The following is a 26,176-nucleotide window of genomic DNA, read 5'->3' on the forward strand; positions in this document are numbered from 1 at the left end:
GATCGGGTTCAGGGGACCCGGTACTGACCGGGCCGGCAGTCGACTCACGTGCAAGGCGCCGTCACTTGCTGGTCCTGATCTCCACCAGCGTGTGGTCGCGCCGTTCCGGATCGGTGCCCTCCCCGACCGCCTCCCACTGGTTGCGGGGGATGTCGTAGGTCTTGGTCTCCTCGTCGACGGTCATGGTGATGGTGGTGTCGTAGTCGACTCCCCTGACGGTGTAGACCGCGGGCAGATCGAGCGAGAGATAACCCGTGTCGCCGGTCACCCTGAAGCAGTACTCCGGCTTGCTGCGGGCCCATACGCGCAGCAGGCCGTCGGCGCATGTGGGGGACAGCACGATGTGCCCGTTACCGCGCTTCAGCAGGATTCCGCGCTCCTCCAGGATCTGGTCCGCGTTCGGATAGGCGAAGTTCTCCACCGCGTACCCCGGTTCATCCACCGCCGCGGGCGCGGGAGACATGTTCTGCTGTCCGGCAGGTGCCGCAGCAGCGTAGGCCACCGCCGCGAGAGCCGCGACCATGCCCGTTATCAGTGCACGCCTGATCAACCTCATGGGAACTCGTTTCTCCGGTACGCCACCGGTGTTATTCGAGTACTGACAGGGTGGCCGCCACGCCGAGCGTGGCGGCTGCCAGAACGACGAGGAAGAACGCCGCTTTCGGGCCGGAGAGCTGCTCCAACGGCAGTCCCGACCGCCTTCGTGCGACCTGACGCCTGACATACGGCGTGAAAACAGCCCTCGCCACGGCCGCTCCCAGCGCCCCCGCGGTGAAGAGCTTCAGCGCCGCCTCCACCGGGTCTCCGCGCACCACGGCGGCCAGCGCCATGAAGGCGAAGCCCACCAGCGGAGTCGCGCTGATGAGGAACCGCTGCCGCAGCATGGTCGCGAAGAACTGCAACGCCAGCGACAGGGCAAGTCCGGCGACGCCGGCGGGAATCCACCACTGTGCAGGCGTCAGAGTCACACTCGGCATCTTCCGTTCGATTCTGTGGAATCGGTTACCAGGTGACCCATCCGATCACCGTGGTGTAGGCGTCACTCCCGATGTCCACCACCTTCTTGCCGACCTCCTTGACCAGTCCGATGTGCCGGGCAGCCTTTCCGATCTTGGAGAGCACGGGCGGCAGCGAGGCGGCTCCGAGCGCCCTCCAGAATTCGTTGCTTTCGCAGCCGTAGGCGAATCCGCTGATGATGGCGCTGCCGCCCTGCATGCCCCAGGAGAAGAGTCCGAGGCTCACCGCGAGAGGACCGGCGACCGGGGCGGCCGGGGGGAACAGGGAGACGATCCCGGAAACGACGGCGAGACCTCCGGCCCACGTGCTCCAGTGGCCCAGAGCCTCCGCCCAGTCCTTGGCGTCGAAGATGTCCTCGGGCCACAGACCGAGCCACTTCGTGTCGCCGTCGTCGTCGTTCTCCTCGTTGTCGGCGGGATGGATGTGGTGCTGCTCGGCCTCCCGTTGCCGCTGCAGCTCCTCTTCCGCCTGCCGTTTGAGTTCCTCTTTGAGCTTTCCCGCGGCGATCTGGTGGGCCTCGGTGGCAGCAGCGGCGGCGGCCCGTGCGTCCTTCCCGGCCTGGATGGCTGAGGCCCGGGCGGCGGTGGCGGAGGACTGCGCCTGCAGCGCGGACGCCACCGCCTGCCTGGCGGACAAGGCAGCCCGCTTGGCCGAGTAGTTCGCCGTACGGGCCGCACCCCGCGCGGTCGCTGCCGCCGCCTTCGCGGCCTGCGCCGACTGCTTGGCGGCGGCGGCCGAAGCGTCGGCGTCGTCCGCGTTCCGCTTCGCCTCGGCGGCCGAGTCCGCGGCGGCTTCCGCCCAGCCCTGCGCCTTCGACGCCCACTCGGCCGCCTCCTCGGCGGCCTCCCGGGCCTCGGCCGCCGCCTTGGAGGCCACCGCGGCGTCCTCCTGCGCCTGGGCGGCGATCCCGGCGGCGTGGGCGATCGCGGCGCGCATCGCCGCCACGTGGGCCACGTAGTCCTCGTCGATCCGGGCGATGTTGAACTTGTCCTTCAGGACGAAGGCGCGCCGCATCCGGGCCGAGCCCTCCAGCACGATCTGACACGCGGCCTTCATGTAGGGGCCACCGGAGTCGAGGAGAGTGGCCACCTCGACCCGGTCGTCCTCCTTGACCGCCTCCGCCCATTCGTAGGTCAGGAAGCGGTGCATCGCCTCGGCCGTCCCGGCATCGAGTGCCGCCTGGGCCTTCGCCTGCACGGCCCGCCCGGTCTCGGCGCCCAGAATCCGCACGATCTGAACGCGGTACTCCTCGGCCGCGGCCTCGATGGCCCCGTGCGTCAAGAATGCGGCCGGCGCGTCCGGGTCGGTGCTCGACAGCGCCGAGACAGCCGCCTCGACCACGTCGGAGACGGCTGACTTCGCCAGCGTGAGGGTGTTCTCCTGGTCGTCCTGCCGTTGGGCGAGCGGACGGTCCACGTCGATCCAGTTGAGGACGTCCTCCTCGCTGCCGGACAGCGCGAACTCGGCCGCCTGCCTGGTCCAGGAGCCGGTCGCGTCCAGGAGCTTGACGGCGGCCCGGCGGCCCTCGGTGACCGCTGTCTCTGTGTCACCGGAGTGGTATGCAGCCTCGGCGGCGGCGATCAGATCCTTGATCGCCTGGGACGTCTGGCCCGACTGGTCGAGTTCCCGCTGCAGCAGCCGGGTGTCCGCCTCCTCCTCCTGCGCGAGCACCCCGGCCTCCTCGACGCCGATCTGGGTGTCCTCGGCCAGCTTGGCCATGTCGGCATCCCGTGCCGCCTGCTCCACCTCCACAGCCTCGTTGACCGCGGCGGAGGCCGTGTCGGCCGCCAGTACCGCCGCCTTCGCGTACTCGGTGGACCGCTTGGCGTACTCGATCGCCTCGCCGGCGTGCTCGGCCGCTTCCTCGGCGGCGTCCGCCGCGTTGTCGGCGTGGTCCGCCGCGCTGTTGGCGGCGTCGCGGGCCACGCGCGCCGCAGCCGCCGCCCTGTTCGACAGTGCCTGGGAGGTGTTCGCGGCCCGGGTGGACCTGGCAGCCGCGGCACTGGCCTCGGCGGCGGCCCGGCGGGCCTCGGCCGCCTGCGCCTGGGCGGCGCCCGCGGACGTGGCGGCGGCAGCGGCGGCATTGGCCGCCGCGGCGGCGTTCTGCGCCGCGCTCGCGGCGGCGGACCCGGCCGACGAAGCCTTCGACGAGGCGACGGCGGCCTTGTCGGCGGCCGACGCCGCGGTACGTGCGCGGCGCGCGGCGTCCCGGGCGCCCTCGGCCGCGGCACGAGCGGCCGATGCCTGGGAGGCGTCCTTGGACGCGGCGATGGCGGACCGGTAGGCGCGCGAGGCGGCGCGCCCGGCCGCCGCGGCGGCGGCCGCGGCCGCCTGCGCCGCCCGCGCGGCCCGCTGGGAGGCGTTCTGCGCCTGCCGGGACGCGGCGATGGCTGTACGGGCGGCACTCGCGGCGCCGCGGGCGGCGCTCGCGGCGTTGTTGGCGGCCCGCGCCGACCTGCGCACATCCCCCTCGGCCGCCGCTGCTTCCGCCGCGGCCTCCAAAGCGGCGGCCTTGGCCTTGGCGGCGGCCTCCTTCGCCTTCTCGGAGGCTGCGACGGCCTGCTCCGTGTTGAGAGTGGCCTTCTCGCCCTCCCGCTCCACGATCTCGACCAGCTGCGCGATCTTCGCGGCCTCTTCATCCCGGGCACGGGCGATGTACTGGCCGGAGACGAGGAACTGGTGAATCGCCTCGGGCGATCCGTCGTCCAGGGCGCGCTGCGCGTACTCCTGCACCCACGGCGTGGCGGTCGCGAGGAGGTAGACGACCTCCACCCGCTCGTCCTCGTTCCTGGCCGTGTGCTGGATGTCGTCCAGGAAGTCCCGCAGGGCGGTCTCGGTACCCGCGTCCAGGGCCGCGGAGGCCTTCTGCCGGACGGTGGGGCCGGAGTTGTTCATGATGACGGTGACCGCGACCCGCAGATCCTCCATCAGGAAGGGCTGGAAGCCCCCCTCCAGATAGGCGGTGACCGCGTCGTCCCCGCCGGACAGGGCCGTGTCCGCCGCTTCCTGCACGGCCCGGTCGGCGTGCGGGAGAGCGGCGACGACGGCGAAGCGGTTGTCCTCCGCCCGGAGCACGGGCAGGTCGTCGGTGAGGAATGCGGAGACCGCGGCCTGACCCTGCGTCAGCGCGATGGCCGCAGCTTCCCGGACCCGGCGGCCGCCGGTCTTGTACGCCCAGACTGCCTGGCCGCGTTCGGTGTCAGGCAGGCCGGTGTCCGTGTCACTGGTGCCGGCCGCCCGGGCCGGCGTGACGGACCAGGTGAGGATGGAGGGCAGAGCGGGGGTCGCGGCTGCGCCGGCGATGGTGGCGAGCACACGGCGTCTGTTCCATAACCCGTGAGACATGGCAGGCATCCTTCCCATGAGCGATCCAAGGGGATTCAGATGCGGTGCCCCCACCACAGGGCGGGCCACCGCGGTTGAGTCCCGCGCCGCGTCCTGTGGGGGATATCCGGCATGACTGTACATGCCAAATGAGGAGGGTGGCAGACCGTGTGCCGGGGCGGCGGAGCCACACGCTTCCAGCACACCCTGCGCGTCAAACGGGCCCGCCCCCACCGGCATCGGTGGCCGGACCCCCGCCATCCGCGTCACCAACCGGACTGCCGCAGGGTGGCGGGTGACACCTGACCCGGCTTCCTGAGGAGCCGTTTGCCCTGTCGATCACGTGGTCACCGGTCCGAGGGCGGCGCGGCCTTGCCGGTATACAGCCGGGTCGACCGAACGTTACTGATGAGGTCAGCTTCGCTGGAAGAACTCGACCTCGGCCAGCGCCAGGTGGCGGTCCCCGGTGAGGCCGACGGCGGAACGCAGAACCAGGCGTACCGTCTTCACGTCGCTGATGCCGGTGGTGATCGTCTGGTCGCCCGGTTTGTCGCTGAGGGTGAGCTGCTCGTCGTGCTTCTCGCCGTCCTGCGTCGTCACCTCCATGTGCATCTGAAGCGCACGCGCCTGACCGGCGTACTCCTCCGGCTTCGCGGACGCGCCATTGGTGATGATCAGGTTGACCAGCCGGAACGGCTTGCCGAAGGTGTACGTCACCGAAGCGCCCGACGCGGGAGCCCCCCAGTACTTGTCGCGCAGTCCGTCGGTGGTGTTCTTCGCCGGGTGCCCGGGGACCTCGGCGCTTGCGGTGACGTCCATCGGCGTCACGGGGGTGGCCTTGCCCAGCTTGTCCCGTGTGTCCTCGAACAGGGCACGCCCGGCCGGCAGCAGCAGGTAGCCGCCCACACCCAGTGCCACCACCACGGTCAGGATCACCAGCAGCCGCACCCCCCGCCCCGAACTCGCACGCACCCGGCGGCGGAACGGCCGCACGGTCCGCCACCACGGCAGCGGGTCCGCCTTGGCGGCGGGCGTCAACTCGGCCGCGCAGTGCCGGCAGAACCGGCGGTTCGGCGCATTGGGCGTACCGCAGGAGGGGCAGGGCAGGCCCGCTCCCTCGTCCGGCACCGCCGCCTGTCGTACGACGGGGCGGGGGGCCACCGGCTTCGCAGGCTGTACGGGCGCGACGGGGTTGCGTGCCGGTTCCTCAGGGGTGGGGGTGGCCGGAGGGCGGAGGCCGGGCGGGTTCCGGGTGGGTGGAGCGGGTGCGGTGGTGGGCGTCGGTGGTGTGGCCGGTTCCTGCGGGACCCGTGCGGCGGTTCGGGATGCGGCGGGAGTGGAGCCGGCGGATGCGGGTGCCGCGGGCGTGGGGGTCGATGATCCGGGCGCCCCCGCGGGGGGAGTTCCCTGGGCTTCGTCGCCATGGGAGGACTCCCCGGTGCCGGTGGTCGGGCGGCGCGTGGCGGCGGGCGTGTCGGTGCGGGCTGCCGGGGTTGCGGTCTCCTCCTGGCCGGGGTGGGTGTCGGGCCTCTCGTCGGCGCCGGCGTCTGCGCCGGTGGTCGGCATGGCGCTCGGATTCGAGGCCGGTGTCGTGTCCGACCAGCCCAGATACGCGCCGCAGTTGCCACAGAAGTCGTCGCCGGAGCCGTTGGACGCTCCGCAGACGGGACACTCCCGCATGACGTCATCTCCCCTCGTCGGCGGGCGGGCCGGACAGGACCTCCACCCGGCAGACGGTATGCACCGGGCACATGATCTGGACGATCTCGTGAACCCCGGCCACGTCCACCCGCGCCGCACGGCCCGGCCACACCCGGACCGGGATCTCGGCGGGGGGCTCCGGCGGCAGCTCGGTTCCGGCGGTGCGCGACCAACGCGCGCCACCGTCATCGGTCACGTCGGCGTGTACCCCGAGCGCGAGGTTCAGGGCCTCGACCAGACCGCGTCCGGTGCCGCGCCACCGGTGCAGCTCCACCGCGCGGACGACCGCCTCACGGCGCACCTCGACGGGCCACTGCGGGTCGTCGGCGGCGCCCACCCATGACGCCAACCAGGCGAGGAAGTCGGCCGGTGTCACCCGCGGGTCGACGTAGGCGGGCAGGTTGTCGAGAGTCGCGAACACCGGGGCGAGGACGGTGTCCAGACCGGCGGTGAACCGCTGCGCGAAGCCGTCGCCGGCGTACAGGGCGGGCAGTTGCTCACCGATGGGGTGACTGCTCGCCAGCCCGGGTACGGCAGCGCGGCTCATCGCGGTACCTCCGGCTCCACGCCGGTGCCGGCCACGCTCATGCCGGCGCCTCCCGCCCAAGCGCCGTGACCACGACCTGGTGATGGTAGGAGAAGACCAGCGCGCCCGCGGCCACGTCGATGCGGTCTGCCGGGGCGCCCCGGCGGCCGGTGATCGGGTCGGCGGGAAACAGGCGGATCTCCTCCACCAGCGCATCGCCGGTGGCACGTTGCAGGATGCCGAAGATCTCGCCGTACTGCACGGGCCGCCCGAAAGGCCACCCGGTCCCGTCCGGGCCGCCGTGCAACGGGTTGAGATGGCGGAACAGGGCGTCGAGCGCCGCCTCGCGGACCCGGTCGGTGTCACCGGATGCCGTCACGAGCCGGGCGACCACGGTGACGCCCTGGTAGACCGGCGGCTCCACCACGAGACGGGTGCCGATGAGGCGCCGTTCGTCGAGGCTCACGGTGATCGCTTCGAGGACCTGGTCGGAGGGGATCAACTGCTCGAAGCGGAGCCGGTCGTCGCCCTCGTCGGCCACCGCGTCCGGCACCACCAGGACCCGTACCGCGCCCGCGTCCTCCGCGGCGGGCAGACAACGGACCCGGCGTACCGAGGGCGCGGCCTGACGGCTGATGATCTCATAATCCTCGGCGGTCACCGCACGCTCCTGCATCCGCAGTACGTCCGGCGCCCGCAGCTTGGCGTTGGCAACGGTCTCACCTGCGACCCCACCGCGCGCTGCCTCCCGGTTGACGACGCTGGCCACGTACGGAACAGAGCTGCGCAGCACGGAGATCGCGCCGCGGGCGACGTTGCCCGCAGGACCGCCGCCGGTGCGGTAGCGGGCCACCCGGACCTGAGCCCCCTTGGGGGGTACGGCTCCGCACTGACGCAGCGTGCCGTCCGGTTCGCGCAGCACCGGGGGGAAGGTGAACTCGCCCGTGGTGGGGTCCACCCTGACGTGGCGGTCGGTGGGCCCCGAACGGCCGAAGTGCTCGACCACGTCCCAACGTTGCCACCCCTCGGCCGAGGACACCTCCACCACCGGAGGCTCACGGTCGAGGAGGACCGGCGGGCTGCCGAGCCGGAACGTCTGCCCGGCGACGCCTTCCGAAGTACCGAGCGGCACGTCGGTCACGGTCTCGGCGTGCTCGGTGAACACGGTGCCGCCGACGGTGAACACCGCTGCCTCGCGCACCGTCGGGGACTCCGAGTAGAACGGCCGGCCGGGCTCCACCTCGGTGACCCGGCAGCGTAGCCAGCCCGCCCGGGTCCCGCCGATCACCGACGCCGTGTGCCCTGCCGGTACGTACACGATGACCTCACCGGGCTGGTTGAGGCCGCCGGTGGTGTCCGTGCCGGTCTCGCAGACCTGCCAGCCGCCGCCGTTCCACGCCTCCCACACCAGCGGGGGCTGGCGCGGGTCCACGCCGATGCCCTCCACGCGGCTGTCCAGACGCAGCGCGACCACGCAGCGCGGCACCGCCGTCGGCAGGCCGAACAGCAGCGCGTCACCGGGCTCCGGTGCCGCCTGGAAGCAGCGCACGTCCCGGCCTTCCGCGAGCGTGCCGGTCATGTCGGTCTGGGCACCGGAGCGTGGCGCGGTCACCAGCCGGATCAACTCACTCGGCAAGATGTGCAGCTCGTCCACGGTCGTGAGCACCACGGCCTCCTCGGGCTCGCCGCGCGCGGTGGTCACCTCGGTGCCCGCGGGCAGGACGACGGTGTCGGGTTGCGGGGCCGACAGCCAGAAGTCGACCTCGGCCCCGGCCGCGGCGGGCGGGAAGAGTCGGATGCCCAGCAGGTCCAGGAACGCGGTGTAGTTCTTGTCCGGGACCCGGTTCAGCCGGTACAGCAACTGGTCCACCATGTAGGCGAACGTCTCGATCAGGGTGACGCCGGGGTCGGAGACGTTGTGGTCCGTCCACTCGGGGGCGCGCTGCTGCACGTACCGCTTCGCCTCGTCGACGAGCTGCTGGAAGCGCCGGTCGTCCAGGTTGGGGGAGGGCAGGGCCATCAGTTCGCGACCGGTTCCTCGGCCCCCTCCTCGGAGGGGATCGTGTAGAAGGGAAAGACCAGGTTGCGCCGGTCGTTCGTGGAGCGCACGGAGTAGTGCACGTCGATGTAGAGGGTGCCTTCCTCGACGGCGTCGAAGGCGACCACCACGTCGTCCACCGCGATCCGCGGCTCCCACCGTTCCAGTGCCGCGCGCACCTGCTGCGCGATACGTCCGGCGGTGGCGCCGTCGCCGGGGGCGAAGACGTAGTCGTGGATACCGCAGCCGAACGCGGGGCGCATGGGACGCTCGCCGGGGGCGGTGCCGAGCACCAGCCGGATCGCCTCCTCGATTTCCCGCTCCCCTTCGGCCATGGCGATGCCGCCGGTCGACGCGACCCGCAGGGGGAACGCCCAGCCGCGGCCGATGAACTGTTCGCTCATCACACGCCGCCGATCAGGACGTTCGGGGCGCCGGTCACGATCATGGCGCCGCACGTCGTCTGGTCGCGGGCCTTCGCGGCCGGCAGCCCGCCGATGAGCACGGTGCCCGAGGCGAGCCCGGCCGGGTCGGGCACGATCACGTTGCCCGGTCCCAGGGCCGCGTGCGGCGGTATCACGCAGGTGTGGGCGCTTCCCACGACGGCGGCGGGGCGACCGCCGACGAGCACGGTGGCCACCGCCGCGGCGGCGGGCGGCGGTGGTGCGGCGATCACCCCGCCGTGGTTGGTGGGGTCGCCGGTACGGGCTGCGGCAGGCATGCGGCGCTCCTTCACAGGGGTCGTGGGTACGGCGGACAGAAGTCAGTTGATCCGGATGAGCTTGGCTTTGAGGACGCCGAGCAGACCGCCGTCGATGGTGACGTCCGACGAGCCGTCGACGCTCACCCTGCGGCCGCCGATCTTCACCCCGACCCGGCCCTGGATGTCGACGTTCCGGCCCGACACGCTCACATTGCCCCGTCCCGCGTCCAGGGTGATGCCCGTCTTGTCGAGCAGGACGGAGGTGAGGGGTTTCCGCCGGCCCTTCGCGGCGTACACCGTCAGCTCGATCCGGTCCCGTCGGTCGTCGAGGAATACTTCGAGGCGCTCGTCGGCGGACATGAGTCTGACGCCGGATGGGCCCGGCGCCCTCGCGTCCAGCAACTCGACCCGGTGTCCCGAACGCGACACGATGGAGCGGCGGTTGACCCGTCCTGTGGTCTTGTCGATGAGCTGGACATCGTGCGGCGACGGCTTGTCCACGCCGTTGTAGAGCCCGCCGATGACGTACGGGCTGTCCAGCAGGCCCTGTTCGAAGCCGACCAGGACCTCGTCGTTGACCTCCGGGCTGACCACGCCACCGCCGCCCCTGCCGCCCCACTGCACGGTGCGTACCCAGTCGCTGACGTAGGTGTCGTCCAGCCAGGGAAACTTCACCTTCACGGCGCCGCGCTCGGAACCGGCCGGCTCGCGCACGTCCGTCACCACGCCGATCGCCAGCCCCGGCATGCGTGGCCCGCGGCTCGCCGCGTTGGCGCCGGTCACCAGGCCGGTCAGGGAGCGGTCGGGGCTGCCGCCCACCCACACCGTCGTCTGGTACCCGCCGTGCGGTTCGAGGACGTGCCGCACGGCCGTCGCCGTGTACCGGCCCGAGAACGCCTGCCCGACGTTGCCGAGCGCCACGGGCTTGCCCGCCCGCAGCAGGGGGTTGCCCTCGGCCACCGCCTCCCACTCCCCGAAGCCCGCGCTGACCTGACCGGCCACCGCGTCCGCGACCGCGGTCGTCTCGGCCTGGGTGCGGTACGGGGTGTCGGTGACGGTCAGCTTCGACGACGTGCCGAACCGGGCGGCGAGCGCCGGGCTCAGACCCGGCACCACCGTGTCACTGCTGACCGACGGCTGCCGGGCCACCAGCGGCCGCTTCGTGGTGACGTCCCAGCCGCGCACCTCCACCTGCTGGGCACCGTCCGCGGCAGACAGCGAGGCCCGCAGCGACAGCAGGTTCCGCCCGTACTCCAGCACCAGGGGATTCCGGGCGGCCGAGGTCGACGGCGCGGGCGCGCCGGACGCCTTCCGCGGCCTGGTGAACTGCAGCAGCCCCTTGTCGTCGACGCGCACCTGCGCACCGCTCTCGGCAGCCAGAAACTCAAGGAACTCCCAGTCGGAGACGTTCGCCTGCGAGAGCTGCTTGTACGTGACCGGTGCGGCCTGCACCGTGCCACAGGTCAGCCCGGCCCCGGCGGCCACCTTGCGGACGATGGCCGCCGCCGTCATGTTCCGGTACGCCACCACCTTCCGGCCGCGCTGGAGGCGGTGCGCCTTGGAGTAGGCACGCACCACCGTGAACGAGCCCGTGCGATCCCGGTCCACCTCCAGGGCCGTCACCTCGCCGTTGAACAGCCGCTCGCGCGCCCCTCCGGACACGGTCACCACCGACACCCGTAGCGGGGTGCCGATGGTGACGCCGGTCGCCCGCAGGAACTCGTGGTCGGGATCGCGGAAGGTGAGCACCGCCGCGTCCGGCAGGCCCACGTTCTCGTCCACCACGCAGCTCACCAGCTGGGTGGCCCAGACCGGCGGCAGTTCGCCGGGCGTCTCCACGACGGGGTCCGCCGCGAACGACCGGCCGCCCCGTTCCCCGGGTGTGGTCACCGCTCCTCCTCACCGCCCGCGTCACGCAGCCCCGGCACCACCAGTTCGGTGCCGGGCACGAGCACCATCGGGTCGTCGATTCCGTTTGCCTCCGCGATGACCCGCCAGGCCGTCGGGTCGCCGTACTCCCGCCAGGCCAGCATGGCCAGGCTGTCGCCCGCCACCACGGTGTGCGTACTGCGGGCGGTGCGCGCGCCGGACGTCGGGTTCTGGCCCGGCGGGTCGACGCTCGCCTCCTCGATGGACAAGGCGCAGGTGGCCCGCAGGGGCTTGCCGTCCACGTCGAACAGCGTGTATGTCACGGACAGGCTGGAGAGCACCCCGTCGAACGAGGTCGTCCGTGCGGTTCCCCACTCGAACCGCACCCACGGGCTGGCCGGCTTCTTGCGGCCGAGGCTGGCCGGGGTCGGCACGCACGCCTTCATCAGCTTCTCCACCGCCAGCTCCACGGAGTTGTCGTGCGTGGCCGTGGCATCCAGAAACACCTCGAGGCTCAGCTCGCGCGGGCCGCTGCCGACGAACTCGGGCAGCGCCGACTCCCCCGCCATCCGGGACGGCGTACGACGCCACTCGGTGGTCTTGCGCAGCTCCAGCGAGGCGGGGTTGAACTGCAGGTTCAGCCGCGCGACCGTCCCGCCGGGCTCCTCCCCGACCGAGGCCGGGGGCTCCTTGAGGGTCAACTGTGCCCTGGCCCGGCTGGAGCGGGACGCTGGGGACATGTCCCCGACCTCCTTTCTGGTGCGCACATGTGAACGGGGAGCCTTGCCGAGGTCGTGTCAGGAAGGGCGCAGCCCCTGGTGGGCGATCTCCAGGGTCTCCACCGCCGCCTGCGAGTCGGCGGGGTCGAAGGACGGCCCCTGCCAGCGCACCGGGACGATCCCGAACACCTGCCAGCCGGTGATCGGGGTCAGGTCCGGCTTCAGCGCCACGATTTCCCCGTCCTTGGGCTCCACCCGCTTCAGCGTCTCGTCGAGCCAGCGGGCGATCTTCGCCGTGTCGGCGGTGACCGGCCGGGTCAGTGTGATGTTCGACCAGGTGACGCGGCCGGGTAGCTGCCAGGTGAAGCCGTTGTTGCCGCCCTCCTGATAGCTCTCCATCTCCACCTCCGCGCCCATGCCGGAACAGCTGTGGAAGGGGCCGAGGTCGTTGCCGCCTATGGCGAGCCTGAAGAACACGCTCGTGGCGAAGATGCTGTCCGTCATTCGTCGTCATCCGTTCCCTGCGTGCTCAGCGGCGTCCGTCGTGAGGGCGGCCGATACGTTCCCGCCCGCGCCGCAGTTCGGTGCGCAGCAGCCGGGCCATCGGGTCGAGCAGGCGGCGCGCCAGGTCGTCCAGGTCGATGCCGGTGTCCTGCGGCGCCGCGGCACGCGCGGCGGCGCTCCTGCTCGACGGGCCGGGGGCCTGCCAGGACTGACCGCGCGCCGGTACCGCCCCCGCGGGTACGCCCGCGGGCGCGGCGAGGTCACCGGCAGCGGAGGCCGGCCGCGACCGGCTGCGCGTCGGCACCGACCTCGCCGGTACGCCCGTGGGTACGGCGAGGTCATCGGCGCTGGGGAGCTGACGCTGCACCGGCGTTCCCGGTCCACGGGTCCGGTCGACCGCCGCCGGCGCGGGGCCGGGCACGACGTTCCCCGGCCGGACCACGGGAACGTTCCCCGCCGGTGCCGGTGTCTCCGCCGCCACCGGTGTGCGGTCCGCGAGCGGCGGCAACTGCCCGGCGGTCACAGGCAGGGGCCGCCCGGGTACGACAGCGGCGGGGGCGGCCGGCCCGGAAGGCTCCGGGTGGGACGGGGCGGGCCGCACGACCGGGACGCGCTGCACGAAGGCCGCCGAACCCGTCTCCGGCCCACCCGGGTTGTCCGGACCGGGGCCCTCAGGCGCGGCACGCTGGACGGGGGGCGTCGCAGTGGTCGCCGCGGAGGGTACGGCCGCCGCCGGGGCCGACGGGGCCGGTTCGCTCATCGCGGGGGGCTTGGGGGACGATCCCGGCGTAGCCCTCCGGGACGACCTGTGCGGCCGGCCGGAGTCTGCCCGGCCGTCAGCCGGTGCGCCCGGCCAGCGTGCCGCCACGACCGGACGGTCGGCGGTGCGGGCCGCAGCGGGCGGTGGGAAGCCTTCCGGGGGCCGGGTGTTCAGGGTGAGAGGGCGCGTGGGAAGCAACTGAAGGGTGCGGGGCGGTGCCGCCCCTCCGGCGTAGGGCGGAGGGTGACCGGTGCCGTCGGCCACCGGCCGGGCGACGACGACGGGGCCCGGGGGGCCGGGGTGTGAGAGCCGCCGCGCGCTGGGAGCCGGATCGTCGGACGTCGTGCCCCCGGTGCCGGTGCGGGCCGCGGGGCTGCGCTGGACTGCGAGCTCCCCCGGCACCGGGCTCTCGCCCTGCGCCGGGTGTGCGGGCTCGGGGAGCGCCCGGTCCTCCTGGTGCACCGGTGCGCGCCGGACGGCCGGCGACGGGCGGGAGTCCCCGGCACCGGACCCGGGCACGTCGGCGCTCGGCGGCAGCGCCGGGAGCGGTGCACCCAGGCCACCGCGTGCACGGGCACCGGCCGGGCGGGGGGAGGGGCCGTCCGGGGACACTCCCCGCACGCCGTCGGCGGACCCGCCCGGGGTGTCGCTCGTGCTGCCCGTACCGTCCGCCCGGCGCTGGACGACGGGAAGTGCCGGACCGGACGCCGGACCGGTGCCGGACGAGGCGGGGGTACGCGGCGCAAGCGGTGTGGCTGTGGCGGGCAGTTCGCTCAGCGGAGCACCGAGGGACGCGCCGCTTCCCCGGCGTGTGGCGGTGCGCTGCGCGGAGGTGATCGATTGCGTGGCCGCCCCGGCGGGTGTGGCCGGCGCGGCGGGGGTGCCGGATGCATCGGGACTGGTGCCAGGTGACGGATGCGCGGCCGGCCGCAGGGCGGTGAGGCGGCGTACGGGCCCCGGCCGGCGGGGGGCGACGGTCAGTCGAGGCCCCACCGGGCGGAGCCGGACGGCTCGGCCGGGCACCCCGGCGGCATGGGACGCCTGCGGCGCTGTGTCCGCGGCCTCGGTCGCGGTGCGCCTTCCAGCCGGGCCGGAAGGCGTACGGCTGCCCGAACCGGCCCGCGTCCGGGAGGCGGTCCCGGAGTCCGGCCGCGGTACGCCTCCCGGCGGTGTCCGGGACCCGGGCGTACCGGGCGCGGGGCGGTCCACCACGCCGTCGCCGGCCGGGTCCGGAACCACGGCCACTCGTCGTACCAGCGGAATCTCCGCGGCGGCCGGCCGGTGGCCGGTGTCGGCGGGGCTCACGACCGGGGCGCCGCCCGGAGCCACGGCCCGTTGGACGGGAGCCGACGCGGGGAGAACCGCAGGGGAATCCGTGGACGTGAGGCCACGGCTCCGGGGGGACGGGCCGGAGCCGGACTCCGGCGCACCGGATCCCGGCGACCCGGACCCGGATCCCGACGCAGGGGAGCCCGCCGGATCGGATGCCGCCGGCCGTGCCTCCGGCCGGGGCCGAAGCGCATCCGGTGCTGCCGGGCCCGTGGCCGACGGCGTCCTCGCGCCGTCCGGGTCCCCGGCGCCCGGGCCGGCCACCGGCTCGTCCGCTCCCTCCGCCCGCACGGCCCGGAGCAGCAGCGGCCCTCCCCCGGTGTGGCCGGGAAGCCGGGCGGCCGGGCGGGTGACGCCGCGGACCAGGCCGGTCGGAGCGGTGGACAGCACGGCGTGGCCGAGGCCCCTGTCGAAGGACGGGTTCTTCCAGGCGGCGAGCCCGGCGCGGAAGGCGAGACCGTCGCTGACGCCCAGCGGAGCGCGGGCCACGGTGAGCGTGGGCTTCCGGGTACGGCGCCAGCCGCCGTCCCAGTCGGCAGGCACGGAAGGAGCCGAGGCACCGGACGCGGAAGAACCCGGATGCCCGGACACCGAAGAGCCCGACGCCCCCGTGCGGGAACGCTCCTTACCACGCGAGCCGGCCGCCGTATCCGGCCCGGCGGCCCGGCGGCGCAGCCTCTCCCGCCATCCCATGTGCTCAACCGCCTTCGTTGATACGGGTGTTGATACGGGCGATCTCGGCCACCCACTGCCGGCGTTCGCCGTGGGTCAGGTCGAGGATCTCCTCACGTGGCCAGTGGAAGTGGTAGGCGACGTACGCGATCTCCTCCCGGAGCCGGGGAAGGGCGTACGTCACGATTCCCCCAGGCGCCCACCCGAGAGGTCGACCTCGAAGCCGGCCTCGCAGTGCGGGCAGGTCACCGCCGCGCGGGTGTGGCCCTCGCTGTTGACGCGGCGGTAGAAGTCCTGGAGGAACGCGACATCGGTGGCGTACATCCGCTCCACGATCCCGGCGTGCACGTCAGTGAGCGAACCGATCCGGGTGATCACCTGGCTGAGCAGCACCACGCTCAGATACGCCGGGTTCTCCTTGACCCGCAGGTCGATCTGGGGCCGCAGCTCGTCACGGGCCGTGGCCAGACGCATCGCACCGTGCCGGTGTACGGTGCCCGACTCGTCCACGTACCCGCGCGGCAGCTCGAACTCGAACTCCGTGCGGAGTCCCTGGTCCTCCCGGCGCGGCGGGGCGCCGGCCGGGGCGTCCGCCGCCTGCTCCGGCACCTGCTCAGCCGCCTGGGCGGGCGCCGTCACCTGGAGGATCTCCTCCAGGCTGCCGGCCTTCACCGTACGACGCCTCATTCGACGACGATCTCCTCGAACACGATCGTGACGGACTCGGTGGCCGCGGACGACTCGCCCGCCTTCAGGGACGGGCCCTCCCACTTGGAGGCCCAGCCCTGCATCAGCTGGATACGGCGGACCGTGGTGCCCTCGGAGTCCTTGATCTCGATGGTGAGGTTCTGCCGGGCGGAGTTCACGGCCCCGTTGTTCAGGGTCTCCTTGATCCACTTGGTGAACTCACTGCTCTGGTCGAGTCCCCGGGTGATCGTGATCTCGCCGGCCAGCCGGGCCCCCGGCTGCTTGCGGATGATCTGTTTGCCCTGGTCACTGACCTGCCTGACCTCGACGACCTCCTCCTCGACGGTCAGGCCGCTGATCTCCTGGATCGACTCGACCAGGTAGCCGCCGAGCTGCACGCCGAAGACGTGGGTGGAAAGAGCATCGCCCGTTGCCATGTCCGTGTGTCAACCTTCCGTGTGGAACCGCGGGGTCACTCGTCGATGAGGCTGGTGCTGTCGGAGAACTGGGCCAGCCGGAACACCACGAACTCGGCGGGCTTGACCGGCGAGACGCCGATCTCACAGACGACCCGGCCCTGGTCGATGGATTCCTGCGGGTTGTTGTCGCGGTCGCACTTCACGTAGAACGCCTCGTCGGCGGTACGGCCGAAGAGCGCGCCCCGGCGCCATTCCTCGCTGAGGAACGCGGTGACGTTGCGGCGGATGCTGGCCCACAGCCGGTCGTCGTTCGGCTCGAAGACCACCCACTGGGTGCCCAGCAGAATCGACTCCTCCAGGTAGTTGAAGAGCCGGCGCACGTTCAGGTAACGCCAGGCGGGGTCGGAGGAGAGGGTGCGGGCGCCCCAGATCCGGATGCCCCGGCCCGGGAAGGCTCGTACGCAGTTCACGCCGATCGGGTTCAGCAGGTCCTGCTCCCCCTTGCTGAGCCGGATCTCCAGGTCCACCGCACCGCGGATCACCTCGTTGGCCGGCGCCTTGTGCACACCGCGCTCGGCGTCGCTGCGTGCCCACACGCCGGCGATGTGACCGCTCGGCGGCACGGTGGTGTTGCGTCCGAGGGCCGGGTCGAAGACACGCACCCACGGGTAGTAGAGGGTGGCGTACCGGGAGTCGTAGCCCGCCTCGTCGTTGCGCCAGGTGCGCACCTGCTGGGCGGAGAGCCCGGGCGGGGCGTCCAGGATCGCCACCCGGTCGCCCATCTGCTCGCAGTGCGAGATCACCGCGAGCTGCACGGTGCGGAGGCCCTCGGCGTCGATGGCGCCACGCTGATGAGCGCTCATCAGGTCAGGCACCGCGACCATGGTGATCTCGTCGATGGTCTCCAGGCCGGCGAACCCGGTGCGGGCCCCGGCGTCGCCGACGTACTCGGCCGGGTCGAGGCGGGCCACCTCGCCGGAGCCGGGCGTGCCGGCGGCCGGCGCGGCCGGGGTGCCGGCCAGCGTCACCGTCTGGTTGGCGGGTCTGCTCTGGGCGGCACCCTGCTTCTCGGTGACCTCGATCAGCTTGGAGGCGCGGGCCTGGGTGACCAGGTACCCCTTGACGTTCTTGCGGGTGGAGACGTCGTACGTCTCCACCACCTCATCGCCCTGGTGGATCACGACCTTGAAGCGGTCCGCCGGCGGATTCTCACCGTCCGCGTCGGCGATCTCCACCGACACACCGGAGGTGCCGGCCCGGCCCGCGACCAGGAAGCCGCCGAGTTCCACCGGCTGGGCCGCCTCGCTACCCCGCCGCCGGTCACCGCCGGCCGCCGGGGCGCCGGAGTCCCCGGCGCCGCCGCCGATCCGCACCACGTACGCGGCGCCACCGCCGTTGGCGAAGTACCCGTAGACGGCGTGGGCAAGGTACGTGCCCTCGGTGAAGCCGCCGAACTGCCGGGTGTACTGGTCCCAGTTGGTGACCAGCGTCGGCGTGTGGAACGGGCCGTTTTCGGCGAGCCCGACGAACGCGGCGACGGCGGTGCCGACCCCTTCGATCGGCCGGGCACCGGACTGCACCTCCTCCACATACACACCCGGGGTGAGGTACGTCGGCATGCTCGCTCCTTCAGGTCCTCGAAGTCACCTGTGCGCAGGCCGAGTCTGTTCCACGGGCTGACCGGGAGGCAGGGGCACGGGGCCCTGACCGGGGGCAACAGCGCTGCCTTTCCGGGCCCTTCGGGGTGACCGTCCGGGCGTCACCGTCCCTGCCCGCCGGCTGCTCCCGCGGTGACGCGAAGGATCAACGGCCCAGTTTCTCCAGTTTGTCCAGCCACTTCTTGCCCATCCGCTTGAGGCCGCTGGGCTGCTTGCCTCGGGGGGCGCCGGGTTGCTGGTCCTCGATGCCGCTGGGCTGCAGGTCCTTGGCGATGGCTTGCTCCACATAGGCGATCAACTCACCGACCGCCTCCTCGTGACTCACACCGTTCTGGGTGTCCGCGACGTACTTCGCGGTGGCACTTGCCGCGGCGGCGGACCGGTTCTCGGCGCTCTCCTCGTCGTAGCCCGAACCGATGGCATGCAGCAGATCGGCGTGGTCGGTGAAGACCTTCGCAAGATCGTTGAACGCGGCCGTGATTCCCTCTCCAACCCGGTCCTTGATCGGGCCCATCTGCGCGTCGTCGGTCAGGATCGCGGTGACCTCCGGTTTCTTGCTGTGGCTGTTACCAAACTTGTTGAAGAAGAGTTTGATGTACGCGTTGTCGCGGGCGGGAGCGCGGAGCAACTGGAAGTCTGTGATCTTGCTGACGAGTCCGTCGTCCAGTGTCTTGCCGCCCGCCCGGGCCGCAAGGACCTGCGGGGCCGAGAACTTGGAGTTGTTGTCGATCGCGGTCAGGGCCGCCGGCGCGATGTCGGTCGCTGCCTGGTAGAGGAAGTTCCCGAGGTTGACCGGGCGGAGCGCCCGGTCGGTGTTGCCCAGGAAGGCATCGGCGACCATGGTGCGGCCGATCTGCCGCAAGGCCGCCTGATCGCCCAGGAACTCCTGTGCCGCATCGGAGGTCATGCTCTGCAGCGAGTCTCCCGGGGATTTCTCCATGACAAGGAATGCCTGTGTCCACTCCAGTTGCCTCGGAATCTCTTCAGGGTTCCGGCCCGCCGCCACGTTGCTCATCAGGAGATCACGGATCGCCTTTCCCTCGGGTGAGGAGAGCGCATAGCGGATGACCCGGGGCGTCTGGACGTTCATGTGCTCCAGAAACCTGTGGGCGTACTCCACATTTCCCGTGGCCTGCAGTGGTTTGACGACGACCTCCTGCCCTGGCGGGCCCACGAAGAAGACCCCGTCGATTCCCTCGCCCGAACGCCGCACCGGTTCGCCCGTCCACGAGGAAGGTGCGTCGTCGATGGTGAGGCGCTGCACGACGAGGTCCGCGCGAGCCGACACGCGCTGCACCTGGCCGGCGGCGGTGTCCTGACGAGCGTTCTCGCCCGGAGCGGCCCGCTGCGGCGGCGGGCCGGAGAGAGCACGCGCCGCCCGGGCCTCGGCCTCCCTCTCGAAGGCGTCCGACGGATCGCTGACACGGAGCCCGTCCGCGGTCGGTGTTCCCGCGACCGGGCCGCGGCGCTGCTGGATCACGTGGACGAGTTCGTGGGCGAGGGTGTGTCTGTCTGCTCCGCCGTCGCCGAGGACGATGTGCCTGCCGCTGGTATAGGCGCGGGCGCCGACTTCGGCGGCGGAGGCTTGAGCGGCACTGTCGTTGTGGATGCGTACGTCGAGGAAGTCGGCGCCGAGCCGGTGTTCCATGTCGGTGCGGGTGGCGTCGTCCAGCGGGCGGCCGGGGGTGCGGAGCACCTCGTGGACGGCAGAGCGCTGCACGGCCGGCTGCCGGTGCCGTTGTTCGGCTGCGGGGTGGCCGGCCTGGCGGAGCATCTGGACGACGGCGGCGTTCCCGGCGGTGGCCTGCAGCGCCAGGAGACCCCGCGGCGGTGTCCCGGTCTTCGTGGGGGTACGGACCGCGGTACGGCCGGGTTGGGTCCGCCGGGGTCTTTCGTTGTCCTGGGCGCGCATGAGGAGGAGCCTTTCCCGCGCAGGAATCACAACAGTTCCTGGATACAGGGCGGACGATCGCAGCGCCAGGCGACCGGGGGCAGACATGAGTGGCCGAAAGGGCAACGTGCGGCGTGTTCCCTGCGGTGAGCCGTCAGGCCAGGACCGCTACGGGAGATGGGACCGGCGGCAGGCGGCACTCCCGCGGGCGGGCCACGCCGCCCGCCCCTCAGGCGCCGGTGGCTTGCGCCAGGTACGGCCCGAACTCGCCCTCCAGGACCAGCCGTCCGAGCTTGCGGTACTCCTGGGCGACCGCCGTCACCAACTGCCGCATGGTCAGCGGCGCGCCGGACTCGGCCGCCAGATACGCCGCGGTCACCGCGCAGGACCTGATCGCCCCGCCGGCCAGTTCGAAGTGGTCCGCGCAGAAGCCGAGGTCCAGGTCGCCGGCCCGGGGCAGCCGGTCGCCCAGGCACCGTTCCCACAGGGCGAGGCGCTGGCGGGCGTCGGGGACCGGGAAGTCCGCCACCACGTCCAGGCGGCGCGTGAACGCCTCGTCCAGGTTGGCCCGCAGGTTGGTGGTCAGCACCGCGATCCCGTCGAACGACTCCATGCGCTGGAGCAGGTACGCCGACTCGATGTTGGCATGCCGGTCCTGCGCGTCCCTCACCTCGGAGCGCTTACCGAAGATCGCGTCGGCCTCGTCGAAGAGCAGCACCGCGTTGACCGCCGACGCCTCGGTGAAGATCCGCTCCAGGTTCTTCTCGGTCTCCCCGACGTACTTGTCGACGACCGTGGACAGATCCACCACGTACAGGTCCATGCCCAGATCCGCCGCGACGACCTCGGCGGCCATGGTCTTGCCGGTGCCCGACTCCCCGGCGAACAGGGCGATCACACCGTGCCCCCGGCCGCCGCCTGGCCGCATGCCCCATCGTCCGAGCACCTGCTCGCGATGGCGGGCGCGCAGCGCGAGTTCGCGCAGCCGGCGATGGGTGAGTGGCGGGAGCACCAGGTCGTCCCAGCCGACCGCCGGCTCCACCCGGCGGGCCAGCCGATCCAGGCCCGCGCCGTTCTGGGCCCGTACGGCGGCCCGCACGTCGTCCGCGTTAACCGGGCGGCCCGCGAGGCCGGCCGTGCGTACGGCCACGTCGGCGGCGCGGCGCAACTGCGCGGAGTCCAGGCGGTGCGCGGCCACCGCGCGCGTGAGTTCCCCGGCGTCGCCGGTGACGGAGTCGTCACCGGCGGCGGCCCGCTCCAGGGCGTGCCGCCAGCGCGCGGCCTGCCGTTCGGGAGATGGCGCCGGCACGGTCAGGACGACCGGGGTGTCGAACGCCCACGCCGGGTCCCAGCCGGCGGTGCCGTGCGTGCACAGCGGGATCCCGCGCAGCGCCGCGCGCAACGTGCGCAGCATGCGGGCCCGTTCGGCGGGCTCCCCGGGCAGCGCCTCCACCGGGCCGAGGACGACCCCCGCACCGGTGAGGCGCGCTTCCCGGGCGAGCACGCGGGCCAGCTCCGGCACGTCACCGGAGCGCCCGGCGAGTGCCGCCGGGTCCACGGCGAGCAGGTTCAGCCCGGTCGCGTGCAGGGCGGCGACCGCCAGGCCCTCGGCGTCACCACCCCGGCTGCGCAGGTGGACGAAGCCGGCGCCGGTCCCGGCCGCGGCTGCCGTCCGCCGCACGTCCGCCGCCTCGGCGGTCGGGTCCTCCCGGGCCTCGCCGAGCACCCCGGCGAGCCGGGCGTCGTGCTGCGCGTTGCCCAGGAGATGCCCGGTGACCCGGTCGGGCACCACCAGGACGCGGGAGAGCGGCGGCCGTTCCGGCTCGGTGACCGCCACCAGGCCACCCGCGACCAGCGGCGCTCCGGCCGCGAGCCGGAACCGCCCGGACGCCGCCCCGGCGAGGCCGCACAACTCCAGGGCGAGCCCGACCGTGGGCCGACGGCGCGTCAGGTCGTCGTTGAGGTAGCCGTAGAGCCGCTCGAACCGCGCGTCCAGATCGGGCGCCACCGCGACGAGGAGCAGGTCCAGGTCCAGCGGCGACAGCCCGAACCGTCCGGCGAGAGTGCCGAGGAGGGAACCGGCCGGGGGCTGCCACGGTTCATGGCCGGGTACGTCGAGACCGCCCGGCTCGTCCAGGATGCGTGCCGCCGCCTCGGGCGTGAGGTACTGCCCCCGGTACGGGTCGTCGGGGTCGGGATCGGCGCCGCGCCGGACCGCCACCGCCCGCCGCACCCGCTCCTCGACCAGGCGGAGCCGCGTCCACAGGTGCTCGACGCCGGCCGGACCGGCTTCTTCGTCGCTCCGGGCCTGGGTACGGGCGGTTGTGGGCGGCTCTGTGGTGCTGGTCACGGCTGGCGGTCTCCCCTGCGGCGGCGCCGGGCCGGGGCCGGGCCCCGCTCACGGGGGCCGGCGAAGCCCTCCGGGCCCGGATCGCCCGTCTCCGCGTAGCGCAGCCGGCGCCCCGGCTCCGTTTCCCCGCCCTCGGGGTCCCCGCCCTCAAGGTGCCCGCGCCGGGCGTCCCGGCGGGTGGAGCGCACGACGAGCCCTTCGGTGACCGGCGGCGCGGCGGCCGTGCTCACTCCGGCGAGCGGCGCCCGTACCCGTACCCCGAGCGACGCCTTCAGCTCCCCGCCGAGCGCCGACCATACATCGGCGGCGGCCGGTACGTCGGCCCCGGTGCCCGCGGTCTCCAGGCTCACGGTCAGGCCCAGTTCGGCGAGGGTGCCGTCGAGCAGCCGCCCGGGCAGGGTGTCGGAGGCCACCAGGCGGGCCAGCACCTGCGAGAGCAGCCGGTGTTCGTCCTGTGGGCGGCCCGCCCACGCCGTGACCAGGTACGTCAGCTCGAACCAGCGTGGTGGGGCGCGCCGCGCCACGACGTTCCCGGCCGTGTCGTACACCTCCCCGGCTCCGCTGCCGCGCCGGCCGGTGTCCTCGCGGATGTCGTACAGGAAGACGCAGACCGTCGGTGCGCTGCGCCGCGACGCCCAGTCCCGGGTGGGGGCGTCGAAGACGACCTCGACGCCCGACGCCTCCAGGCCGGACTCGGCGAGCAGCCGGCGCAGCCCCTCGTCGACCTCATGGATCACCGGCGGGTCACCTCGTCCGGCGGCTGCACGCTGCCGCTGACCACCAGGAAGTCGGTCCTCGCCGGTGAGAACCCGGGGCCGGTGGCGGTGATCCTGCGCGGCCCGGTCTGGTCCTTGGCGAGGATGAGCAGTTGGCCGATAAACGTGCCGTCCGGCTTCGGGACGGTCGGCGCCGCCGCCGCGGTGATCCCCGGCTTCCAGGTGAACCGCACCGGCGCTCCCGGCGGGAAGTCCCTGCCCCGCACGGAGGTGACGAAGCCGGGCTTGCCGACCTCCGGCACCGCGACGATGCGCGGCCGGAGGATCCGCAGCCGCTCCCGTGCGGTGTTGTCGCTGCGGTCGGCGTCCGTCCCGGTGGTGGTGATCTCTCCCGTGACGTGACCGGTCAGCGCCCTGTCGGGACGGAGGACGACCCGGACGTCGGTGCTGTCGCCCGGGGCGAGATCCGGCAGCGCGCACACCCAGCGCCGGTCGCAGCCCGCGGGCGGCCCGTTGTCCGGGATGCCCGCGGGCAGCCCGATGCGCAGACGCAACCCGGTCGCCAGCGCGTTGCGACCGTTGCGCACGGTGTACGTCACCACGACACGTCCGCCGACGTATCCGGGGTTCGGCCGGGCGGTGACGCTCACCGCGGGCCCCGCATCCGGCTCCTCCGCCTCCCGGGGCACCGTGGGCGGTGTGCCCGGCGGAGGAGGGGAAGCCGGCGGCGGAGGCGGTGTCGTCGGGGGTGGCGCGTCCTCCTCGACCACCGGTACCACGGTGCGGCCCGTGTTGTCGCCGGGCTCCGGATCGAGGACCGCACCGGTGACCGACCAGTCGACCGGCGCGTCGCCGGGCGTGAGTCCGGTGAGGGTCACGTCGACCGGCGTGGCCGTGCCGGGCTCCAGTACCCCGACGTTGCACTGGAGTGAGGCGGCGTCGCAGGTGCCGCCGGGCCAGGTCACCCCGGTGATCTCCACGCCGGATGGCGGGGCGATGGTCAGCGTGGTGCCCGGGGAGACGGCGGGGCCGTGGTTCATCACGTCGACGCGGACCGTGGCGGACTCGCCGACGGTGACCGCCGGAACGGCGCCGGGCGCCTCGACCGCGAGGTCCACGGACTGCTGCACGCTCGGTTCCTTCTGCCGGCCGGCCAGACCGGCGGTGAGGGAGGTGACGTCGCCGGACGCGATGTCCAGGACCCGTAGTTTCTCAGGACTGCTGATGGCGGGCCCGGTGCGGGAGCTGAACACGATGGCGGTTCCGTCGCCGGTCCAGGCGGCGTCCCTCGGCTGGTGCGGGCCGGTGACCGAGGTGTCCGGCAGCTCCTGGGAGCAGCCGCCGGGCAGGTCCCGGGCGGCGGTGGGCAGCAGCACCCGGCAGTCGTCGCCCGACAGGGACGTCAGGAGCAGGCCGTTCTGTTCGTCGTCGGCGCCGGCGCCGTTCTTGCGGTTGAAGGCGATACTCAGCCCGTCCGGGGAGAACGCCGGACTGTCGTCGATGACCTGGCAGTTGCCCGGGCAGTTCGCCGCGCTCAGGTCGCGCTGCGCGCTCAGGTCGTTCATGGGCACGGTCCAGACATGCTTGCTGCCGCCGACCCCGTCGGTCACCTCGTTGCGGGTGAACGCCAGGGTGGTCCCGTCGGGGGACCAGGCGGGCTGGGCGTCCTGGCCCTGGAGTTGCCCGGGGGGCGGGGTGATCTCACCGGTGATCGCGCCGGTGGCGACGTCCGCGACCAGTACGCGGCTGGGGCCCGCGGCATCCCCGACGCCACCCGGCGACTTGCGGGTGAAGGCCAGGTACCGGCCGTCCGGGGAGAACGTCGGGTCGGTGTCCCAGTCACCGGGGCCGCGTCCGGCGAGCGGCATGGGCGCCGCGTTGGCGCCGTCGGCGTCCGCCATCCAGATCCGCTCTGTCCGGCCGTCGGCTGTGTCCCCCTGGTCCTCGAAGCGGCTCACCGCGATACGGCGGCCGTCCGGCGTGTAGTTCTGCCGCTCCGTCCACGGGTCGTAGCCGGGTCTGGGCCGGAACAGCCGGTCCTCGCTCGTGTCGGTGTCGGCCTCCGGGTCCTCTTCGAGGATCGTCAGCCCCAGATCGCGGGGATCGGCCCCGTCCATCCGCACGTCCTGCAACGTCGCCACGTGCGGGTCGGCCGCCGAGGTGCGCTCCACCACCACGCCGCCGCCGCCGAGAGTGCCGAGCCAGGTGGGCGAGCGGACCTCCCGGTCCTCGTCCAGCACGAGCGAGGGGACCTGCCCGGAGTGCGCGGTCGTCCGGAACACGTGGTCGTAGTCACCCTCGCACTCGCAGGTGATCTCGGGGCTCAGGAACACCACGCCGTCCCCGTCGGGCAGCCACGTTGCCCCATGGGCACGCCACTCGGCCTGCGCACCCCCGAGCAGCGGTTCGTCAGCGGCCCCGGTCGCGTGCGCCACCCGCAACCGGGGGACACCCGGCCCGTCGGGCGGGGTGGTCGTGGCGGTGTACGCGATCCAGTCCCGGTTCTCGTCGTCGTTCACCGGGTTCCACACCGGCTCGGTGGCCGCGCCGTTCGCGGGATCGCTGATCCGGACGGCGGTGCCGCCCGCCAGGGGGCGTACGTAGATCTGCGGCCCGACAGCCTCGTCGCCGGCGCTGGAGTACGCGATCCGCTGCCCGTCCGGGGAGACCGTCGGGCCCTCCTCGTCCTCGGCCGTGTCGGTGAGCCGGGTCAGGCCGGTGCCGTCGGTGCGCACCAGCCACAGGTCGCGCTGTGTCCCGCCGTCCGGACCGCCGGGTTCGGCCGAGTCGAACACCACGGCCAGGCCGTCCGGCGTCAGCCGGGGGTGCGCTGCGTCCCGGCCGGCGGTGAGCTTGCGGACCGAACCGTCGGCGGACCTCAGATAGATCTGCGGATGCTTCTCGTCGCGGCGGCTGGCGAAGACCAACTGGTCGCCGAGGGCGGACGGGTGGACGTCGTAGTGGGCAGGGCCGTCACCGAACACCGGCTCGCTGGAGGTCGTGGTGGCGACCCGGCCGAGACTGCGGTGCCGGGTACCGGCGTAGGCGACCCGGGTGTCCGCGGCGTCGAGGGCGTCCGTCACCTGCGGCTCGGCGCTGCCCGGCCCGTCGGCCGCCGTCACCCCGAGCAACGGGACCACGAGCAGCAACGACATGCCGAGTCTCCCCAGGCGGTACCGCCCGCCGGAGCCAGCGGTTTCCATCACGGCCCCCTTCGCAGATCTGACGCGGCATCTGGATGCGCCGCCGCCACCCTTCCTCAGCGGCGCGCGGTGAGGCAGGGCGGCGGGTCC

At 73.1% G+C, this 26,176-nt stretch carries 20 protein-coding genes; all 20 read right to left on the reverse strand.

Annotation, left to right across the window (positions count from 1 at the left end; all coding sequences use genetic code 11):
- Positions 1-61: 61 nt before the first annotated feature.
- The 20 genes from I003_RS0110135 to I003_RS0110230 all read right to left on the reverse strand — a co-directional run bounded on the left by I003_RS0110135 (position 62) and on the right by I003_RS0110230 (position 26,086).
- Positions 62-556, reverse strand: coding sequence for a hypothetical protein (locus I003_RS0110135; RefSeq protein WP_486584159.1), 495 nt, complete (start codon positions 554-556; stop codon positions 62-64).
- Between the two features lie 31 nt (positions 557-587).
- The gene (locus I003_RS31855) at positions 588-968 is read right to left on the reverse strand and encodes a hypothetical protein (RefSeq protein ID WP_051368170.1); all 381 of its coding nucleotides are present in this window, start codon (positions 966-968) and stop codon (positions 588-590) included.
- Positions 969-1,002: 34 nt separating this feature from the next.
- A complete protein-coding gene (locus I003_RS0110145) occupies positions 1,003-4,362 on the reverse strand; it encodes an ALF repeat-containing protein (protein ID WP_486584160.1) in 3,360 nt (1,119 codons plus the stop codon).
- A 393-nt stretch (positions 4,363-4,755) separates the two neighbouring features.
- Positions 4,756-5,469 carry a zinc ribbon domain-containing protein gene (locus I003_RS0110150; protein ID WP_106966268.1) on the reverse strand — a complete coding sequence of 238 codons (714 nt, stop codon included), beginning with the start codon at positions 5,467-5,469 and terminating at the stop codon, positions 4,756-4,758.
- 556 nt (positions 5,470-6,025) lie between these two features.
- The gene (locus tag I003_RS0110155; RefSeq protein WP_027771426.1) at positions 6,026-6,589 is read right to left on the reverse strand and encodes a phage tail protein; all 564 of its coding nucleotides are present in this window, start codon (positions 6,587-6,589) and stop codon (positions 6,026-6,028) included.
- A gap of 37 nt (positions 6,590-6,626) precedes the next feature.
- Positions 6,627-8,588 carry a putative baseplate assembly protein gene (locus I003_RS0110160; protein ID WP_027771427.1) on the reverse strand — a complete coding sequence of 654 codons (1,962 nt, stop codon included), beginning with the start codon at positions 8,586-8,588 and terminating at the stop codon, positions 6,627-6,629.
- The gene (locus I003_RS0110165) at positions 8,588-9,010 is read right to left on the reverse strand and encodes a GPW/gp25 family protein (RefSeq protein ID WP_027771428.1); all 423 of its coding nucleotides are present in this window, start codon (positions 9,008-9,010) and stop codon (positions 8,588-8,590) included. Before I003_RS0110165 ends, I003_RS0110160 begins: the two co-directional genes overlap by 1 nt.
- Positions 9,010-9,327: a PAAR domain-containing protein gene (locus I003_RS0110170; RefSeq protein WP_027771429.1), complete on the reverse strand. Its 318-nt coding sequence runs from the start codon at positions 9,325-9,327 to the stop codon at positions 9,010-9,012. The genes I003_RS0110165 and I003_RS0110170 overlap by 1 nt, the downstream gene beginning before the upstream one ends.
- A gap of 42 nt (positions 9,328-9,369) precedes the next feature.
- Positions 9,370-11,199: a VgrG-related protein gene (locus I003_RS0110175; RefSeq protein ID WP_027771430.1), complete on the reverse strand. Its 1,830-nt coding sequence runs from the start codon at positions 11,197-11,199 to the stop codon at positions 9,370-9,372.
- Entirely contained in the window at positions 11,196-11,918 is a 723-nt protein-coding gene (locus I003_RS0110180) for a LysM peptidoglycan-binding domain-containing protein (RefSeq protein ID WP_027771431.1), read from the reverse strand. Before I003_RS0110180 ends, I003_RS0110175 begins: the two co-directional genes overlap by 4 nt.
- 57 nt (positions 11,919-11,975) lie before the next feature.
- Entirely contained in the window at positions 11,976-12,401 is a 426-nt protein-coding gene (locus I003_RS0110185) for a phage tail protein (protein ID WP_027771432.1), read from the reverse strand.
- A 25-nt stretch (positions 12,402-12,426) separates the two neighbouring features.
- Positions 12,427-12,768 carry a hypothetical protein gene (locus I003_RS35985; RefSeq protein WP_158688954.1) on the reverse strand — a complete coding sequence of 114 codons (342 nt, stop codon included), beginning with the start codon at positions 12,766-12,768 and terminating at the stop codon, positions 12,427-12,429.
- 2,419 nt (positions 12,769-15,187) lie between these two features.
- A complete protein-coding gene (locus I003_RS36390; protein ID WP_199784260.1) occupies positions 15,188-15,346 on the reverse strand; it encodes a DUF6760 family protein in 159 nt (52 codons plus the stop codon).
- The gene (locus tag I003_RS0110200) at positions 15,343-15,849 is read right to left on the reverse strand and encodes a hypothetical protein (RefSeq protein WP_027771434.1); all 507 of its coding nucleotides are present in this window, start codon (positions 15,847-15,849) and stop codon (positions 15,343-15,345) included. Before I003_RS0110200 ends, I003_RS36390 begins: the two co-directional genes overlap by 4 nt.
- Positions 15,846-16,286, reverse strand: a complete 441-nt coding sequence (locus I003_RS0110205; RefSeq protein WP_027771435.1) for a phage tail protein — start codon at positions 16,284-16,286, stop codon at positions 15,846-15,848. Before I003_RS0110205 ends, I003_RS0110200 begins: the two co-directional genes overlap by 4 nt.
- Positions 16,287-16,321: 35 nt before the next feature.
- Positions 16,322-17,887, reverse strand: a complete 1,566-nt coding sequence (locus I003_RS0110210) for a phage tail sheath subtilisin-like domain-containing protein (protein ID WP_027771436.1) — start codon at positions 17,885-17,887, stop codon at positions 16,322-16,324.
- Positions 17,888-18,071: 184 nt separating this feature from the next.
- Complete coding sequence (locus I003_RS34670; RefSeq protein ID WP_486584161.1) at positions 18,072-19,700, reverse strand: eCIS core domain-containing protein; 1,629 nt, start codon at positions 19,698-19,700, stop codon at positions 18,072-18,074.
- Positions 19,701-20,046: 346 nt separating this feature from the next.
- Positions 20,047-22,167 (reverse strand): AAA family ATPase, encoded by a 2,121-nt coding sequence (locus I003_RS31865; protein WP_078563883.1) that lies wholly within the window; start codon positions 22,165-22,167, stop codon positions 20,047-20,049.
- Complete coding sequence (locus I003_RS0110225; protein WP_027771437.1) at positions 22,164-22,904, reverse strand: Pvc16 family protein; 741 nt, start codon at positions 22,902-22,904, stop codon at positions 22,164-22,166. The genes I003_RS31865 and I003_RS0110225 overlap by 4 nt, the downstream gene beginning before the upstream one ends.
- The gene (locus tag I003_RS0110230; RefSeq protein ID WP_037720519.1) at positions 22,901-26,086 is read right to left on the reverse strand and encodes a DUF11 domain-containing protein; all 3,186 of its coding nucleotides are present in this window, start codon (positions 26,084-26,086) and stop codon (positions 22,901-22,903) included. Before I003_RS0110230 ends, I003_RS0110225 begins: the two co-directional genes overlap by 4 nt.
- Positions 26,087-26,176 lie beyond the last annotated feature (90 nt).

Source organism: Streptomyces sp. CNQ329, from assembly GCF_000482585.1.